This window comes from Haloarcula sp. KBTZ06 (assembly GCF_048595605.1).
GTDB classification, from domain to species: Archaea; Halobacteriota; Halobacteria; order Halobacteriales; family Haloarculaceae; genus Haloarcula; species Haloarcula hispanica.
Window position 1 is genome coordinate 2,970,766 of sequence record NZ_CP184337.1, and the last position, 17,642, is coordinate 2,988,407.

Annotated in this window: 16 protein-coding genes; 6 read left to right on the top strand and 10 right to left on the bottom strand. The window is 62.2% G+C overall.

Translation table 11 applies throughout. From position 1 onward, the window contains the following. Nucleotides 1-126 precede the first annotated feature (126 nt). From ACNO8S_RS15480 to ACNO8S_RS15490, 3 genes are read right to left on the bottom strand one after another with little or no spacing between them, the layout of a single operon-like run. Nucleotides 127-813, bottom strand: a complete 687-nt coding sequence (locus ACNO8S_RS15480; protein WP_008307188.1) for an OapC/ArvC family zinc-ribbon domain-containing protein — start codon at nt 811-813, stop codon at nt 127-129. Then, nucleotides 813-1,196 carry a DUF2073 domain-containing protein gene (locus ACNO8S_RS15485; protein ID WP_004517591.1) on the bottom strand — a complete coding sequence of 128 codons (384 nt, stop codon included), beginning with the start codon at nt 1,194-1,196 and terminating at the stop codon, nt 813-815. Before ACNO8S_RS15485 ends, ACNO8S_RS15480 begins: the two co-directional genes overlap by 1 nt. Nucleotides 1,197-1,200: 4 nt before the next feature. Further along, entirely contained in the window at nt 1,201-1,842 is a 642-nt protein-coding gene (locus ACNO8S_RS15490) for an Era-like GTP-binding protein (RefSeq protein ID WP_004590329.1), read from the bottom strand. Between the two features lie 933 nt (nt 1,843-2,775). Here ACNO8S_RS15490 and ACNO8S_RS15495 point away from each other — a divergent pair. After that, entirely contained in the window at nt 2,776-4,350 is a 1,575-nt protein-coding gene (locus ACNO8S_RS15495) for a Cdc6/Cdc18 family protein (RefSeq protein WP_064288542.1), read from the top strand. 69 nt (nt 4,351-4,419) lie between these two features. On the opposite strand, the gene ACNO8S_RS15500 is transcribed toward ACNO8S_RS15495, so the two are convergent. Next, nucleotides 4,420-5,073, bottom strand: coding sequence for a S26 family signal peptidase (locus ACNO8S_RS15500; RefSeq protein WP_420182792.1), 654 nt, complete (start codon nt 5,071-5,073; stop codon nt 4,420-4,422). Nucleotides 5,074-5,201: 128 nt separating this feature from the next. Continuing rightward, complete coding sequence (locus tag ACNO8S_RS15505; RefSeq protein WP_146417688.1) at nt 5,202-5,912, bottom strand: S26 family signal peptidase; 711 nt, start codon at nt 5,910-5,912, stop codon at nt 5,202-5,204. Nucleotides 5,913-6,000: 88 nt separating this feature from the next. Here ACNO8S_RS15505 and ACNO8S_RS15510 point away from each other — a divergent pair, with 88 nt between their 5' ends. Then, the gene (locus ACNO8S_RS15510) at nt 6,001-7,569 is read left to right on the top strand and encodes a DNA-directed DNA polymerase II small subunit (RefSeq protein ID WP_420182246.1); all 1,569 of its coding nucleotides are present in this window, start codon (nt 6,001-6,003) and stop codon (nt 7,567-7,569) included. A 380-nt stretch (nt 7,570-7,949) separates the two neighbouring features. Then, a complete protein-coding gene (locus tag ACNO8S_RS15515; RefSeq protein WP_044951534.1) occupies nt 7,950-9,248 on the top strand; it encodes an O-acetylhomoserine aminocarboxypropyltransferase/cysteine synthase family protein in 1,299 nt (432 codons plus the stop codon). 288 nt (nt 9,249-9,536) lie between these two features. Here the strand turns inward: ACNO8S_RS15515 and serB are convergent, their stop codons facing one another. The 3 genes from serB to ACNO8S_RS15530 form a co-directional block, all read right to left on the bottom strand. Next, on the bottom strand, nt 9,537-10,169 hold the full coding sequence (gene serB, locus ACNO8S_RS15520; RefSeq protein ID WP_014039045.1) for a phosphoserine phosphatase SerB: 633 nt from the start codon (nt 10,167-10,169) through the stop codon (nt 9,537-9,539). A gap of 237 nt (nt 10,170-10,406) precedes the next feature. Beyond that, entirely contained in the window at nt 10,407-11,816 is a 1,410-nt protein-coding gene (locus ACNO8S_RS15525) for an erythromycin esterase family protein (RefSeq protein WP_420182247.1), read from the bottom strand. 225 nt (nt 11,817-12,041) lie between these two features. Next, nucleotides 12,042-14,219 carry an ATP-dependent DNA helicase gene (locus tag ACNO8S_RS15530; RefSeq protein WP_420182248.1) on the bottom strand — a complete coding sequence of 726 codons (2,178 nt, stop codon included), beginning with the start codon at nt 14,217-14,219 and terminating at the stop codon, nt 12,042-12,044. Between the two features lie 77 nt (nt 14,220-14,296). Here ACNO8S_RS15530 and ACNO8S_RS15535 point away from each other — a divergent pair, with 77 nt between their 5' ends. Continuing rightward, entirely contained in the window at nt 14,297-15,049 is a 753-nt protein-coding gene (locus ACNO8S_RS15535; RefSeq protein ID WP_014039048.1) for a hypothetical protein, read from the top strand. On the opposite strand, the gene ACNO8S_RS15540 is transcribed toward ACNO8S_RS15535, so the two are convergent. Further along, nucleotides 15,028-15,999, bottom strand: coding sequence for a cation diffusion facilitator family transporter (locus ACNO8S_RS15540; RefSeq protein ID WP_014039049.1), 972 nt, complete (start codon nt 15,997-15,999; stop codon nt 15,028-15,030). The genes ACNO8S_RS15535 and ACNO8S_RS15540 overlap by 22 nt on opposite strands. Nucleotides 16,000-16,065: 66 nt before the next feature. On the opposite strand from ACNO8S_RS15540, the gene ACNO8S_RS15545 reads away from it, so the two are divergent. After that, the gene (locus ACNO8S_RS15545; protein ID WP_014039050.1) at nt 16,066-16,575 is read left to right on the top strand and encodes a metallophosphoesterase; all 510 of its coding nucleotides are present in this window, start codon (nt 16,066-16,068) and stop codon (nt 16,573-16,575) included. Between the two features lie 58 nt (nt 16,576-16,633). Here ACNO8S_RS15545 and ACNO8S_RS15550 read toward each other — a convergent pair whose 3' ends face one another. Further along, on the bottom strand, nt 16,634-17,317 hold the full coding sequence (locus ACNO8S_RS15550) for an ArsR/SmtB family transcription factor (RefSeq protein WP_050037291.1): 684 nt from the start codon (nt 17,315-17,317) through the stop codon (nt 16,634-16,636). Nucleotides 17,318-17,476: 159 nt separating this feature from the next. Here ACNO8S_RS15550 and ACNO8S_RS15555 point away from each other — a divergent pair, with 159 nt between their 5' ends. After that, nucleotides 17,477-17,602: a hypothetical protein gene (locus ACNO8S_RS15555; RefSeq protein WP_004959992.1), complete on the top strand. Its 126-nt coding sequence runs from the start codon at nt 17,477-17,479 to the stop codon at nt 17,600-17,602. Nucleotides 17,603-17,642: the final 40 nt, after the last annotated feature.

Below are 17,642 nucleotides of genomic sequence, written 5' to 3' on the forward strand. Positions count from 1 at the left end.
TATCCGAAGCATCCACGGCATATTATATAATGGTTGTGCCCGCGTTGATACTCAATGGAGTGTGCAGCCGTTCTACGGCGTAATTCGGGCTAACGAATATATGAAAGCGGCAATAAGACCGTTCGGTCACTCGGAACGGATGGTTTCGGGAACCTGAATCGAGTAGTGCCCGTCTTCCTGCAGCGCAATGATGTATTCCTCGCGGTCGTACAGTTCCATCAGGTTCAGTTCGTACTGGCCGGGTTCCAGTACCTTGATCGACTCGAACTGGTCGTTGAGTTCCGCGCGCAGTTCCTCTAGGTCGGGCCGGTCTTCCTGCTCTGGTTCCGCCGGTGGGTCAGGGTCCGCACCGACAGGGCGGAACTGGTGTTCTGATTCGGACGCCGACGGTGCGTCGGACGGGAGTTCGTCCGGTTCGACGATATCGCCGCGGGCACTGGCCTGGGCTGAATCCTCAGCCGCAGACGTGCGGTCGGGTTCGGTCGACGGCGAGCCGGACGTGTGGGATGGGTCACTCGGCTGTGAGTCAGCCGACCGGTCGGCGTCGAGATGGGACTGTTCGGCGGGACGGTCGCCGTCCGGAGCGGAGCCACTGACGAAGTCACGTACCGAGGCGGCGGTCTTGCCGACGGTACGGGCGACAGTGCTGTCAGGTCCCGGTGGTTCCGGTGGCTCCGCGTCCGGCGTCTCGGAGATGTCGGCCCCCTCGGGCTGATACTGGAACTTGTTCCCGCCGCAGTTGGGACAGCCCGAGAGCATCTCCTTCGACCCGTCGTCGAAGCCACGGCCACAGTCCGTACACTGGTGGGGCATTATTTCCGGGAGACGAGGGCGCTGATGAGCGTTTCGTCCTTGTGGAGCGTCTCTATCTGGTTCGCCGGCCCGATGACTGTCAGCTTCTGGGTCGACTGTTTGCCCATCAGCCGGTCGAGGATGCTGGCGTCGGCGGCCTCGGACTTGGGGTAGGTCTCGATTTCGATGCCGTTGAACTCGTCGGGGCTGATCTCCGTCATCGTGACTTCGATCAGGCGGGACTCCTCGTCCGGGGAGAGTCCCTCTTCGAGGATGACGATGTTGCCGTCACGAACCCCGTCGAGTATCATCCGAATCTTCTCCATCGAGGCCAGTCCGGCCATGCGTTCGCCGCTGATGAGGTCGATCTGGACGCCGTCGTCTGGGTCTTTGACTTCTGCCATTATATCACCCGAAGTACTCCGCGATTTTGTCGTAGACTTCGTCCATGTTGTCTCCCTCGAGCGCCGACAGCGGAATCGTCTCGTGCTGGGGGTAGGCGTTTCGGATGCGCTGGACGGAGGACTCCTCCAGATCGATCTTGTTCGCGAGGATCAACACCGGAAGGTCCTGGCTCTCGATGATGCCGATGAGCATGGTGTTGACCTGCGTGAACGGATCGGTCGCGGAGTCAAGCACGTAAATGACACCGTCGACGTCCTCGCGGAGCCAGTGCATCGCTTCGGCGACGCCCTCGGTCGCTTCGCGGGAGCGACGGACGGCGTCGTCTTTCTCCATGTCGTGTTCGAGGAATTCGGTGTAATCGACCTTCGTCGTCACGCCCGGCGTGTCGACGATGTCGATTGTCACTTTCTTCCCGTCGCGTTCGATCTCGACGTTCTCCTTTCGGCGCGCACGGCGAGTCTCGTGTGGAACGTGACTCTCCGGACCGACGGCGTCGCCAGTCCAGTCCCGTGCGATGCGGTTCGCCAGCGTCGTCTTGCCGGCGTTCGGCGGGCCGTAGATACCGATCCGCTTCGGATCCTCTTCGGAGAACAGCGTCGATGCCGCGCGTGAGATGCTATCTTTGAGGTTTGTTAACAATCCCATCCTATCCTCCCGCCGCCCGGAGTCGTCCGGTATGGCGGCTCTGCCCGTAAAAGATAGGCGAATTCACTTAAGCCTACGTCAGACATTAGTCCTTTTTCTGACATGGGGAGGCATAGCACAGATCAGCGTGTGCGCGTTTCCGCGGATGCAATCGGGACGGGAACTGTTCGGGTGGAGTCCGGTCATCCGAAACCCAGCGATTCGGATTAGGGGTGGACCATCCTAGCCCCCCACCCCTTTGTTTCAGGTGGAACGACAGACATCCCTGGGGAGGGGGTGGAGAATTACCGATCAAATCGGGAGCGGACCAGCTGTTCAAATCGGCGCGACTCGCCATACCGCTAGTTAGAACGGCCTAGACACTAGAAAACTGTATACTACCCTCTACTAGGGATTTGTTTTATCTAGTGCGGCTTTGGTTTATGAGGAAGTGTATTAAATCTTTCCTCTTACTAGAGGACATTTTCGTCACCCTCACCCCCTCCCCCCGGGCCTGTTTCCCGTTCCACCGGAAACGAAGGGGTGGGGGGGTTGGCCCGTTACGGTCGCTTTGTCCTACAGGTCCCGTCCTTCCGTGGTACCACCACTCGTGTTCACACAGCGTACCAGCTCCCGGAACCACTCCATGGCTCCCCTTCCCCTCCACTCATACCCCTGCCGTGCCATGCCCGTCTAACCCAGTGAAACTGAAGCTATAGTCCTCTTTACGACAACGGAACCCATGCGGGAGCACTCATAAATATGCCAACATATATGTTTCATGGGTGGTGTACCGAAATATTTAATATCGACTCACGGTACGGTTCATGTGGTTCAACTGGACGCACCGGAGAGCGCTGATGCTCACTAACGACGGTACTGACGCACTCCTCGCTCCCTCTGTTCCGGTGTCTCCAACTCTCTCCACACGAAACGAAGGGGACTCTCTCGACTATGACTGACGAAAGCGACAACTCGGCCCCGGCATCCGACCCGTCGACGACAGAGACGTCGAACGACGCCGACGGGTCCGACGAGCAACTCGATGTCGAAACGGACTCCGGGACATCGACCGGGCCATCCGATCTCGACGACGTTATTCTCGACAATCTCGATGCCGGATCCGACGATCCCTCAGACGAGGCGTCCCGCGGCCTGTTCGACGACCTTCTCGAAGGGGAACCCATTTTCGAGAACAAGGAGGTCCTCCGCCCCTCCTACACGCCGCACAAACTCCCCCACCGCGAGGAGCAGATCAACAACATGGCGACGATTCTCGTCACCGCCTTGCGCGGCGATACGCCGTCGAACATCCTCATCTATGGCAAGACTGGAACGGGGAAAACCGCGTCCGCGAAGTTCGTCAGCGAGGAACTCGAAACGACCTCACAGAAGTACGAGGTTCCCTGTGAAGTGGAGTACATCAACTGCGAGGTGACCGACACCCAGTACCGCGTGCTGGCCCAGCTCGCGAACAAGTTCATCGACAAGAACGCCCAGCTCATCGACGACCGCATCGCCGAACTCGAAGATCTCCGATCGCGTGCACGCGAGAACGCGGCTGCACTCGAAGAGACGGCGTTCGATTCCCTCGACGACATCGAAACCGAAATCGAATCGCTGGAAGCCGACAAGGCGGAGTTCGAGGAAGTCCCGATGACGGGGTGGCCGACGGACCGGGTGTACAGCTCATTTTTCGATGCCGTCGACTACCACGAGCGCGTGGTCGTCATCATGCTCGACGAGATCGACAAGCTCGTCGAGAAAAGCGGCGACGACACGCTGTACAACCTCTCCCGGATGAACTCCGAACTGGAGAACTCCCGCGTCTCGATTATGGGCATCTCGAACGACCTGAAATTCACCGACTTCCTCGATCCACGGGTCAAGTCCAGCCTTGGTGAAGAGGAAATCGTCTTCCCCCCCTACGACGCGAATCAGCTTCGGGACATCCTCCAGGCACGCTCGGACGTGGCGTTCAAAGGCGACGCGCTCACTGAGGACGTCATCCCGCTGTGTGCGGCCTTCGCCGCACAGGAACACGGGGACGCACGCCGGGCGCTCGACCTCCTCCGGACGGCCGGCGAACTCGCCGAGCGTGACCAGACGGACAACGTCCTTGAAGACCACGTCCGGCAGGCTCAGGAGAAGATCGAACTCGACCGCGTCGTCGAGGTCGTCCGGACGCTCCCCACGCAGTCGAAGATTGTCCTCTTTGCCATCATCTTGCTGGAAAAGAACGGCGTCCACAACATCAACACCGGCGAGGTGTTCAACATCTACAAGAACCTCTGTGAGGAGATCGACGCCGACATCCTGACACAGCGCCGCGTCACCGACCTCATCTCGGAGCTGGATATGCTCGGCATCGTCAACGCCGTCGTCGTCTCGAAGGGCCGCTACGGGCGCACGAAAGAGATCTCCCTCTCGGTTCCAACCGAAGAGACGGAGGCGGTGCTCCTGTCGGATTCGAGACTCGGCGATATCGACGACGTCCAGCCGTTCGTCCAGGCCCGGTTCGACAACTGACCTGCGAACTGTATTCGCGCTCGACAGCTCGGCCGTTCCAGGTGAAAAAATCCCCTTCGAGTGATACGGCTACCCGGCCGCGGTGCCGTTCACCGCTGTGGGTCCCGTCTCGTCCGTCACCGTCGACCCCGTCTCGTCCGTTACTACACCAGTCGCTCCGGCCTTGTTCCACTGGAGTCGGACCTGTCCCAGCAACGGGACCCGTATCTCTGCCGTACCGACGACCCACCCGGGTTTGACCGGTTCGCTGATGGGGGGAGAGCCGACCTGATCGTATCGGCCGTTTTTGTCGCCCTTGGTGATGAAGCCGGCGTGGTCGGCCGGACAGGAGCTGAGGTCGTCGCAACTGTCCGCACTGCCGATGTAGTCCTTGTTCGCGCGGTCGTACCAGTTCTCGTCCTCCTCGACCCACAGCATCGCTCGGTGGATGATCGGAGTCTGCCGACTGTTGCCGTCGGGCTCGTATACGATAACGTCGCCCGGACGCTGGAACGTCCGATAGCTGTCGTCGTTCGCTGCGGTGACGACACCCTCGTGATCACCCGGGCCGGAGAACCGCTCCTCTTCCATCACGAACACGAGGTCGCCTTCTTTGATATGGGGATCCATGCTCGGGCTTTCGATAGCGACGAGCGGAGGCCACACGCCGCTGACGGCGAACAGCAACACCCCGACGAGCAGGACTGAGCCGGCGCTACTGACGATATCGGCCACGTACATCATCCCTCCCGGCCTCTCGGTTTCGTCTCCATCCGACGACCGACGGTCTGACCCGGCCATTCGTACCACGAATACTCGGAGGCGGCCAATCAACTTTCTGTTGTTGGACCGAACGCTATCTTCCGATTTGCTCAGGCTGCCGCTGGTGCTGTAGCTCCTCCGACCGGTATCGACACCGACGTGTGCCATAGCTGAGACGGTTGGACTCGGACGTATCCGAGACGAGGGATTCGGAAGGTCCCGGTTCCAATGACCCACTCCGGGCGGACAACGGTGCTTGCCCCGGTGACCTGATCGTATCTAGTGTTGGTTACTTTGTTGTCACCTTTCGTAATAAACCCAGCATGCGGCGCCGGACAGTTCTGTAGTTCGTCGCAACTGTCCGCGCTCCCGACATACGTCTGGTTCGCGCGGTCGTACCAGTTCTCGCCGGCATCGACCCACAGCATCGACCGGTGGATGATCGGCGTTCGCTGCTCGTTACCGTTGGGTTCGAAGACGATGACGTCCCCGGGCTGCTGAAAGGTCCGATAGCCGGTCTCTGTCCCGGCCGCTGCCGTTACAACGCCGTGACGGGCCGCCTGTCCCGAGAAGCGCTCCGCGTCCATGACGAACACCATATCGCCGGTGTCGATGTGTGGCTCCATGCTCCCGCTTTCGATGGCGACCAGTGGCGGCCACACCCCGCTGACAGCAAACAGGAACGCGCCGACGAGCACCACTGCCCCGACGCTCGTACCGATGTCACGGACGTATAGCGCGAGACGAAACGCAGGGCTGGCCTCCACAGACTCCTCTGTCCCGTCTGGAGGCGTGCTACTGGTCGATTCGTCCCGGCCCATCCTATCTCGGATTGCCGACAGCGGGGTATCAATCTTGTGACGGCCGTTGGTTCGCTATCCTTTTGACCGCAGACACTGAGTGTGGAACGTGCCTCTGGAGACGCCGGCACGAATCGTCAGCGAACTCGCGAGCCGCGGCTACAACGCGGAGCGCGAGGCAGTGACTCGGATCGCCGACACATCGGACCCATCGGCGACGCTGGAACGTGCACTCGAAACCCTCCCCGACGACGCGCTGAAGCTGACAACAGACCACGTCGACTCCGTGATTGAAGCGACAGAAGCCACCGGGGGATCGCCGAATACCGAACCAAACCCCGGAAACGAAACTACCGGCACTCCACCCAATTCACACCCCTCCGTTTCGACTGGAACAGGTGCAGCCACGTCGACCGAACCGGGTGGGTCCGTTCCACCTGAAACGGGGGGGTCACGGGACGTGGACACATCCCTCCGGGCAATCGAAGTCGCGAACGACATGACCGGCCAGTCTACCGGGACCGGCGAGTACTCGGACTTCGTCGCGGTGTTTCGGGACCGCTACGAGAAACTGGCGAGCAAGCTGCGCGGCAGAGTGAACCACCGACCGACTGACGCTATCGAGAACATGGGCGGCGGCAGCGACGCTGCGCTGATCGGCATGGTCTCGGACATCCGTTCGACCGCTAGCGGGCACTGGCTCGTCGAACTGGAGGACACGAACGGGACCTTCCCCTGCCTCGTGATGAAAGACCGGCCTATCGCCGATCTGGTCCAGCAGTTGCTTATGGACGAGGTCATCGCCGTCGAGGGGACGCTGGCCGACGACGCCGGCATCCTGTTCGTGGACTCGCTGTACTTCCCGGACGTGCCCCGAACACACAGCCCCTCGACCGCCGACCGGCACGTTCAGGCGGCGCTCATCTCCGACGTCCACGTCGGGAGCCAGGAGTTCATGGAGGACGCCTGGCACCGCTTCACCGACTGGCTCCACACCTCCGAAGCCGAGAACGTCGAGTATCTGCTCATCGCCGGCGACATGGTCGAGGGCGTCGGTATCTATCCAGAGCAGGACGAGGAACTGGACATCATCGACATCTACGACCAGTACCGCGCGTTCTCGGAGTACCTCAAGGAGGTCCCGGGCGACATGGAGATTCGGATGATTCCGGGCAACCACGACGCCGTTCGGCTGGCCGAGCCCCAGCCCGGCTTCGACGAGGAACTCAGAGACATCATGACTGCTCACGACGCTCAGGTCCACTCTAATCCCTCGCTGGTCACCGTCGAGGGCGTCACAGTGTTGATGTACCACGGCGTTTCGCTGGACGAGGTCATCGCCGAACTCCCCGACGAGGAAGCGAGCTACGAGGAGCCACACAAGGCGATGTATCAGCTCCTGAAAAAGCGCCACGTCGCGCCGCAGTACGGGGGCCACACCCGGCTTGCCCCCGAGGACCGCGACTATCTGGTCATGGAGGAGGTCCCGGACGTGTTCCACACCGGCCACGTCCACAAGCTCGGCTGGGGCGAGTATCACAACGTCGTTGCGCTGAACTCCGGGTGCTGGCAGGCCCAGACCGAGTTCCAGAAGAGCGTCAACATCGACCCGGACGCCGGCTTCGCGCCGATTCTAGATCTGGATACGCTTTCGATGACGGTCCGGAAGTTTACCTAACCACCTTTTTCCACGGGGGCCTCGCGCTCGCCGGGGCCGAGCGCTCAACCCCCGTACAAAAACGTGGGCGAAAAAGGCCGGACGCTCACTCCGTTCGCGTCCGGTGAAACCGGTCGCCAGGCGACCGGTATGCTAACCGCCCGGCACGACCGCAGGCCTGCCCTTCCCCGGGTCGCTTCGGGTGCGACAGTTGTCGCACCACTCGCTCCCGGCCGTCCGCCTGTTTGTACGTTGTCTCGACAGCACCGCCCAGATTGTACCCTGTCGACCCATGGCCGAACCTATTCGGCATTAGTGCGAAGAATCACCGGTATCTCGTAGCAGTGGCGGGGCTGACCGGTGTGGCTGTTATTAAGACCCGTCCGGTGGAAGCGGGGTGTATGAGTGACGACCAAGACCACGGATTCGAAACCGACGCGCTGCACGTCGGGCAGGAAGAGCCGGACGCCGAGACCCGCTCGCGCGCGCCACCGCTGTACCAGACAACATCCTACGTCTTCGAGGACGCCGAGGACGCCGCAAAGCAGTTCGCGCTGGAGAAGCCGGGCCACATCTACTCGCGGCTAATGAACCCCACCGTCGGCATGCTACAGGAACGGCTGGCGGCGCTGGAAGGCGGCGTCGGCGCGGTCGCCACCGCCTCCGGTATGGCGTCGCTGAATCTCGCCACCTTCCTGCTCGCAGACGTCGGCGACAACGTCGTCACGGCGTCGTCGCTGTACGGCGGGACCTACACCTACTACACCCACACCGCGCCGCGAAACGGCGTCGAGACCCGCTTCGTCGACACGCTCGACTACGACGCCTACGCCGAGGCTATCGACGAGAACACCGCCTACGTCCACTGTGAGACCATCGGCAACCCGTCGCTGGTCACACCGGACTTCGAGCGCCTCGCCGAAATCGCCCACGACCACGGCGTCCCCTTCTTCGTCGACAACACCTTCGCGACGCCGTACCTCTGTAACCCAATCGAGCACGGGGCCGACCTCGTCTGGAACTCCACGACGAAGTGGATTCACGGCCACGGCACCACCGTCGGCGGGGTTCTCGTCGACGGCGGCTCGTTCCCGTGGGAGGAACACGCCGATAAATACCCCGAAATCGCCGGCGACAACCCCGCGTACCACGGCGTCAACTTCCGGGAGCGGTTCGACGACGCGGCCTTCACCTACGCCGCCATCGCCCGCGGCCTCCGCGACCTGGGCTGCCAGCAGTCACCCTTCGACGCCTGGCAGACGATGCAGGGCCTGGAGACGCTGCCCGCGCGGATGGACCGCCACTGCGACAACGCCATAGGCGTCGCCGAGTTCCTCGCCGACCACCCCGAGGTCTCGTGGGTCACCTACCCCGGCCTCGAAGACCACGAAACGCATGACACCGCCAGCGAGTACCTCGACGGCGGCTACGGCGGCATGATAACGTTCGGCCTCGACGCGGGCTACGACGCCGCCCGAACGACCGTCGAATCGACTGAAATCGCCTCTCTGCTGGCAAACGTCGGCGACGCGAAGACGCTCATTATCCACCCGGCCTCGACCACCCACCAGCAGCTCACTGACGAGGAGAAGGCCGCCGCCGGCGTCACTGATGACATGGTCCGACTCTCCGTCGGCACCGAATCCGTCGAGGATATCAAAGCCGACCTCGACCAGGCTATCGGTCAGGCAACCAACTAACTGAAGATACAGTATTCTGGATCCAATATCTGGACACCCGTACCAAAGTGACGCAAGAATTCACCTGTTCACTAGGTTTATTACGGGAGAGGATAATGTATTCAATGAACCGTCGCCGGTAGCGAGCACGCGTCGGTTCACGCTCAACCATACTCTGTCATTGGTCCGACAACGAACGCTCGCGTCCGTGGGGAGCGTGCCTCTCCCTGCTTCAATCTCTCATCCGATACTGGTCAGCGGCGAGAACGGCTTCAATGCACAATCCGGAGCGCGAGCGCGGAAACTGCGCTACAGGACGTCTTCGGCTTCCAGCAGGTCGTACAGTTCGTCCATCGTCTCGACCGACGTGTCACACGACGGTGCGACGGCCGGTTTCGGGTCGAAGCCGATAGCCAGGTTCGCGACTTCGAGCATCGGCAGGTCGTTAGCTCCGTCCCCGACCGCGACGGTCGTGTCCCGGTCCTCGCCGGTGACAGCGGTCACAACCTCCATCGCATCGTCTTTGGTCCCGGAGATGAGCGGGCCGCGGACCTCACCGGTGAGTTCTCCGTCTGTCATAACCAGCCGATTGGCGACGATAGCGTCGACTTCGACCCCCTCCGTTTCGAGTGCAGCCTCGACGCCGCGCTCGAACCCGCCGGTGAGGATAGCGACGTAGACGCCGGCGTCCCGCAGAGCTTCGATGATCTCTGCCGCGCCGGGGCGCAGGGCGACCTCGTCGAAGGCGTCCTGTGCCTTCTCCTCGGAGAGGCCTTCGAGGAGCGCACACCGCTGGCGGAGACTTTCGGCGTACTCGATTTCGTTGTTCATCGCGCGCTCGGTGATGTCGGCCATGTCCTCGGCCGTCCCGTTCTGGCTTCCCAGCAGGACCGTCATCTCCGAATCGGAGAGCGTCCCGTCGAAGTCGAAAGCGACTAGCATTGCCCGCGAGTTTCGCGTGGAGGGTTTCAAAACATCCGGTTTCGGCTGGTCAGCCGACAACGCCGAGCGGGTATCCGACGATCCGCAGTGGGCTCTCCATCTCGCCGGACCGGTCTCACAGCGCCTCTCTCGGGTCCTGATTTGGGAGCACCAGCAGCCGCCGCGAATACGGGACATACTGACGCGAACCTGAACCAGCCGTCGTGACCGGTTTGTAAAAAGACAACTTCGCTGTGGCTACGCTGACCCGGAGAACGTTGCGGGCGAGACATCGCGGATGAAAACGATGCCATCCATCAGTTCACCGGGGGGTTCCGGAATCGCCATCGCACCTTTTTCGGGTGCCTTCGGGGCCGTCACCTGCATCTTCGATGTATTCGCGACCGAGCGGTCGATCGAGTCCCGCTCCCGTACGTCTTCGAAATCAAGGAAAAACTGTGGGTGTGACGCCTCCGCCAGCGTCGCTTCCAGCGTCTTGCCGACTGGGCCACCGAGGTCGAACGTCTCGAACTCGGTTCTCTCGTGGTTTGCCGGCACTGCGAACGAACCCGACCCGAACAGCAGCCCGAGCGAGTAGTAGTCCGAGCCAAACCGTTCAGTCAGGTGCTGCCCCATTCGCGCTCCGTCCTCCGACGCGTCCCCGACGTTTCTCATCGTGTGGTTGGCGTTCCCCATCACGATGGCGCGCTCCGAACCCGTCCACTCACGGAGCCACGCGACGTTGTCGGCCATCGCCGCGTCACGGATCGTTTTACCCTGTGTGTACTCCTCGGCGGCGAGTTTCTCCACGAACCGTACCCCTCGTTCGAGCGTCCAGACGTGCCGCTGCATAAGCCGGAACTCGGTCTCCGAACGCTGTTCCACGTAGCGACTCTCGTGGGTCCGCAGCCGCTCTTCGAGATCCTCGATCAGTGCCATCTGGGAATCGGTCGCGACCGTGGAGGGATCGGTCGCCTGAAACCGCGTCGTCAACGGTTCGAGCGAGTCCTCGATCTCCGCCAGATACTCCGAATCCACGCTATCGAGGTACGACCGGATGGCCCTCGCGTTGATGTGATAGAACTGGGCATCGTACCCCCGCACAACAGCCTGGTCCGCACTGGGTCGCCCGTCGTTGAACTCCCGTAGCCACTGGAACAGCCGGCGGATCTCGTCGGTCTGCCAGAAGTAGAATTCGAGTGACGACAGCGCCGCGTCGAGGTCACCCTCCCCGCCAGTAACGTACGCGTTCACGGAAGCGAAGTCCCCGAGCGTCCCTTCTATCGCCACCAGACGGTAGCCGTGGTCGCTGACCAGTCGCTGAACGAGTTGTCGAGGAATTGTTTTGAACTCCTTCACCCCGTGTGAACTCTCTCCGATCCCGACGATAGGCGTCTCAGCGAGTCGGGTGGCGATATCGTCGAGGCCACTGGACGGGGCTGTCGGCTCGAACGGAACTGCTTGGCTATCGATAGCCCTGACGAGGTCGTTTGTCTCTGTTGCTCCGTCACCGGTCGTATTCGCGCCTGTTGTGCTCCCATCAGTGGTCTCCATCGCTGATTCCGTTGTTTCAACGGTGCTCCCGGAACAACCCGCTAGCGCACTGGTAGTGACTGCGCCGGCCACCGTGACGAACTCGCGACGTGAGATGTCTGTCGTTGGCTTCATCGCACTTTCTCAGGACGTCCGGTTCAAAACACCGGAGAATAAAGTCACGAGCAGTTTTCCAATCCTTGCAAACGATCCGACGTATCGACAACTTTATGATCAAATTGACATCAAATTTAAATTTATCCTGTGACGAACACAGCGACAAGAGCAGGGATCAGCACCCCTCTCTGAGTCTGAGGCTCTTTATGCAACGGACTCACGGGAAGACGTCACAGATCCGCTCTACGGCTTCGGCGGCGGCCCGTCGTAGGCGTCCATGTCCTGATAGAAGTTCAGCATCGCGAACTTGAGTTTCTCGGGGCCGATGTCGACCATCTCGCGGCGCTCCTCGGGCGGAAAAGTTCCGCGAACGGCGTAGTCGTGCATCTCCATCTCGGCGGCTTCGGTGTAGCGCTTGTCCAGCAGGATGCGCGCGCCGAAGTCGTCCGGCGAGCGGACCACGCGACCGAGGGCCTGTCTGGTCTTGCGGACGGTCGGAATTTCGACGGCGTAGCGCCAGCCGGCATCGTCCTCGCCATCGCCGAAGGTCGTGTCGTAGGCGTCCTGCACGGCGTCCATGCGGTCGTCGAGGTGGGGGTAGGGAACGCCGACGACCACGACCGTCCGGGCGTCGTCGCCGTCGTAGCTCACGCCTTCCCCCAGCGTCCCCCATAGCGAGGTGTAGAGGACGCCGTCGTCGCCGTCGGTGAAGGCCTCCCGGAGGTCACGCGCCTGTGTGCCCGACTCGTCCAGGTACCGCGTCGCACTCACGGCGGTCATGTCGTGGTAGCGCTCGGCCTCGCTGTAGGACGGGCAGAACACGAGCGTATTGCCGGGTGTGAAACGCACGATGTCTTCGAGCGTGCGCGCGATGCGTTGCTGGGTCTGTGGGTCGTCCCGCTCGCTGGAAAACAGCGCGGGACCGTCGACGGCGTAGGTTCGGCGGCGGTCCTCGGGGAACTGCGCACCGTAGGCCATCGTCACCGGGTCTTCGACGCCGACGACGTTCTCGGTCACGTCGAAGGGGCGGAGCGTGGCGCTCATCAGCACCGCCGCGTGTAGGTCCTCGAACAGGTCGCGGGTGACTTCTTCGGGGATGCAGGTGTACAGCTCCGCGCGGCCGTACACCTCGTCGGTCGACTCGTCGCGGCGGACGCTGACGACGGGGTACTGGCCGGTCTCGTCGGATTCGTCGAGCCAGTCGGCGATGAAACCGGCGGCCTGGAGGGTCTGGCACTCCTTTCTGGTGTCCAGATCGCCCTCTTTGAACGCCTTCTGGTAGCGGGCGTCGAGGTCCCGGCCGAGTTCCAGCGCGCGGTCCAGTTCCTCGTGGAAGCCGGGGCCGGTGTACCCCTGGAGGAAGGCAAGCGTCAGGTCGTCTTTCCGGTCGTCGTTGGCGATAGTGATGTCGTCCCAGTGCTCGTCAACGGCCGCGCGACCGCCGAACTCGAAGGAGTCCTCGTAGGCCTCGACGAGCGCGTCCCGGAACGTCTCGATGACGTTGGCCGCGGCGTCCGTTCGGGCGTCCTCCTCGCTGTCGAGTTCCTCCAGCGCCTGATCGAGCGTGTTCTCGGTGAGCGTCCGCCGGGCGTGGTCGCGGGCGGCCGACTCGACGTTGTGGGCCTCGTCGAAGACGGCGATGATGTCCTCGGGGTCGCGGCCGATCCAGTTGAAGAACTGCTCGCGGATGGTCGGGTCCAGCAGGTGGTGGTAGTTACACACCACGAGGTCGACGCCGTCCATCCCCTCCTTCAGCAGTTCGTAGCCACACAGCCCCTGCTGGTGAGCGTACTCGTACACGTCGTCGGGCGTCCGAACGTCGTCGAACAGCCACGCGTAGAACTCGCTGGTGTCGACGGTCAGGTTCCGGTAGTAGTGGTCGCAGGTCGACCGCTCGGTTTCGATCTCCTCCCGCTCGTCCTGCAGGTCTCGGAGTTCCTCGACAACGGCGTTGCGGGCCTCCATCGCCTCGCTGCTGCCCGCCTGGCCGTCCGAGAGCAGTTCCCCCTCGCGCTGTTCGAGTTCGGCGATGTCGCTCTCGACTTCGACTAAGTCGCGAGTCGTGTCCCGCAGTGCCTGACACTCCTCGTAGTCCACGTCGATGTGACACATCGAGCCTTTCCCCCGGAAGACAACCGCTCGCAGGCGTTCCTGGTCGGTAATCGCTCTGGCGTCCTCGACGAACTGGCGCATCTGTTGATGGACGTTCGTCGTGATGACGACGGTTTTGCCCGTCTCGCGGGCGTGCTCTAGCGCGGGGACCAGCGATGCGAGCGTCTTCCCGGTCCCACAGGCCCCTTCGAACAGCACGTCACGGCCCTCTTCGAGCGCGTCGTATATCGTTCCCATCGCCTCCTGCTGATGGTCGTACGGCTCCTCGAAGGGGAAAAACCGCATGTAGCCGTCGTCCGTCGTTGCCACGTACTCTCGATTGGCCGTTCACCGGCAAAAGGGTTCGGCCCCACAGCTACTTGCCGCGAGCGCCCTTCCTGAAACGTATGTGGCGTGTCACGCTCACTGTCGCCATCGCGCTTCTCGCGGGCTGTTCCGGCCTCTTTTCGGCCGGGTCGACAGCGGACGGCGGCGACCCGGTGACGCCAGCGCCCGTCCCCACTCCCTCGCCGGACGCGACAGTGACAGTCCCGACTAGCAACGGAACCGTCGACGTGGGCCGACTACTGGACCGTCACCAGCAGGCGCTTTCGACCCGGAGCTTCCACCGCCACGTCGAACAGGCGGGGCCACAGAACACGCTCGACGTCTGGGTAGACCGTGAGCGAGAGGTCCAGCGCGTCAGACGTCGGTTCGGTCCGATATCGGACGATGTGATCCTCGCCAACGGGACGGTGTACACCAACGTCCGAGACGATCCTGATACGCCGTACGCCACCACGCCCGCGACACCGAACACCTCGCTGGTCACCTCGACAGCCGGGAGTAATCTGCTCCGACAACTCCTGTCGAATACCGAGTATCGGCAGGTGGATTCCGTCCAGTGGAACGGACGACCGGTCGCTGTTCTGGCCGCGACGGATACGGTCGAGACGCCGATTGGCGAGAACGAGTCCGAAATCGGGCGGTCGCGGCTGTACGTCGACCGACAGGGGGTAATCAGATACGTCGAACACACCGAACGTCGACCGGACCGGCCGGACATCGATACGACAGTGACGGTCACGACCGACACCGAGCGCGTCCCGATTCCGTGGTGGCTCGAAGACAGCGACCCCTACGACTCCGGCTCGATGTAGACTTTCCTGATGTCGCCGTTAGTGTCCTGCATCGCTGATTCGAGGGTCGTTATCTCGTCGTCCATCGACTCAGTATCGAGTGCCGGGTCGAACTGTAGGTCCGCGAAGACGATGACCTCGTTCGGCCCGAAGTAGACCGTCCGGAAGCCGATGATCTCCGTCACGTTCTCGTTCTGCATGATGACGTCACGGAGTCGCTGTTCCTCGTCCGTCGGGAGGCTTTCCCCCAGGAGGAGGCGCTTGTTCTCCCAGGCCAGGGCCAGGGCGAAGCCCATCAGCATAATCCCGATGAGCAGCGCGGAGATCCGGTCGAAAAACGGGTTGCCGGTCTGCTGTTCGAGGAACAGGCCGACCAGCGCGATGACGATGCCTGCCAGCGCGATGGTGTCCTCAGTGAGCGCGGTCAGCGTCGTCACGTCGCTGGTCTTGCGGAACGCCTCGCGGTAGCCCGACCAGTCGTTCCGGTCGATCTGGCGTTTCATTTCGGCGCGGGCCTTTATTAGCGCGTACGTCTCGAACACGAACGCGCCGAGGAGGACGGTGTAGTTGACCCACAGCGGGTCCAGCCACGCCGGCGGCTGGAAGGAGATGAATAGGAACTCGACTGCCTCCCCGGCGTGTCCACCGCCGCCGTGCCCGCCGGCGGTCAGTTGGTTGTAGCCGTGTTTCGCGCTCTCCCAGCCGGCGATGCCGAACAGGAACACGGAGACGAGAAAACTGTAGAAGAACTGCGCCTTGCCGTAGCCAAAGGGGTGGCGACGGTCCCGCTCCCGCTCGCTGAACCGAATCCCGATGAGCAAGAACACCTGGTTTCCGGTGTCTGAGATGCTGTGGTACGTCTCCGACAGCATCGCGGCACTCCCAGTAAGGAGGAAGCCGAAGAACTTCAAAATCGCAATCGCGCCGTTGGCTATCAGTGCGGCGATGACGACTGATTTGCTCCCTGCCATTATTTTTCCGTCACATCCATCACGCAAAATGCTTCTGGATTTATACCTGGCTCCGTTACCGGCGGTATGCTCACTGTCATCTCAGATACGCACGGGACGGACGACCATCGACTGTCAGGTCGGACGCTTGATGCTGTCCGCGAGGCCGACCACGTTCTCCACGCGGGCGATTTCATGACCGAGCGGGTCCTCGATGCTATCGACGCCGAATGCGACGAACTGACCGGCGTCGTCGGGAACAACGATAGACCGGCGGTCCGCGCCCGCCTCCCCGACGTTGCGACCGTCTCCTGGGAGGGGCTGACCATCGTCGTTGTCCACGGCCACGAGCACACCGAAACCGCCCTCGGGATGCTGGCTCGGCAGGAAAACGCCGATATCGTCGTCGTCGGACACTCGCACAAACCCGTACTGACTGATTTCGGCGGCTGGACGCTGGTCAACCCGGGCAGTTACGCGGACCCGCGGCGCTATCAGCCGGCCCACGCGGAACTGGATGTGATGGCCGGTGACGTTCGCGTCCGTCTCCGCTCCCCGGATGGCACGCCGATATCGACGACTATCGTCGAACGGTGAGACAGTTACACGGTAACTTTCCGTCAAAAGCTCGCGTCACAGTGAACCGAATCAGCGGCTACTGGCGCATGTACCACAGCGCCGCCATGCCTGCAATGACGAACGCGCCGCCGGCGAAGAACGCCAGTCCCGGCGGAATCACAGCAGCGGCGGCTTCAGCGCCGCCCTGTGCGGCGGTGTCGAGCGCACCCGCAGTGGCCTCGAAGCCGCCGTCCGTCACGGTAGCGTTCTCGGCGTAGAGACTCGGATTCCGGGGGTCAGTGTCCGCACTCCCGGAGGACACTGTCGGGCCACCGAACAGCGACCCAAGTCCGCTCCCGAACACCTGCTGGACCAGCAGGCTGGCGAAGCCGATGATCGCGAGCCCGCCGATAATGTTCGCTAGCGCCGCCCGCAGCCCCGACGTCTCCTGTTCGTCGCCGGCACAGATAACGAGTGGCTGGTTGGCCGGCGCGAACACGTCCATCTCGCGTCCCTTCTCTGAGTAGGCCGTATCGACGACCTCGACCGCACCGGCGTTTTTGAGTTTTTTCAGGTGATACTGTGCGTTCTGTAGCGACGTATCCACCCGGTCGGCCAGCTCCGACGGCGGTGCTGGCTCCTTGTTTAGCTCTGACAGTAAGTTGCGCGCTGTCTCTGCCGAGAGTGCCGACAGCACGTCGTCCGCATCATCACTGTCGACACCGATTACTCGGGGTTCGGCGTCCGGGGTCGCCGGGTCCCGAGAGGGCAGCAACGACATGACTATCTGTATGTTCTATGGGATTATGAGTCTTTGCCAAAGCACAGTGATCGTTGTAGCTATCGGTCAAACCCGTATTTTACCCTCCGATATCGACCGGTAGACGCCCGAAGGCGGGTCTCCCGAAAGGACTTTCATGTCGGCTCGACAACCGCCGGTATGGCTGACCTGCTCACCTACGCGCTCCTCGCTGCTGTGCTCCTGTTTTTCTTCTTTATGTATCTGATGCTCCGGCGGACCTTCCAGGGATTCAAAGAAGGGTTCCAGCAGAGCAAGAAGAAGTAGCCGGGAGGGTAACGGTTAGGGGCCGTCGGTGGTGCCTATC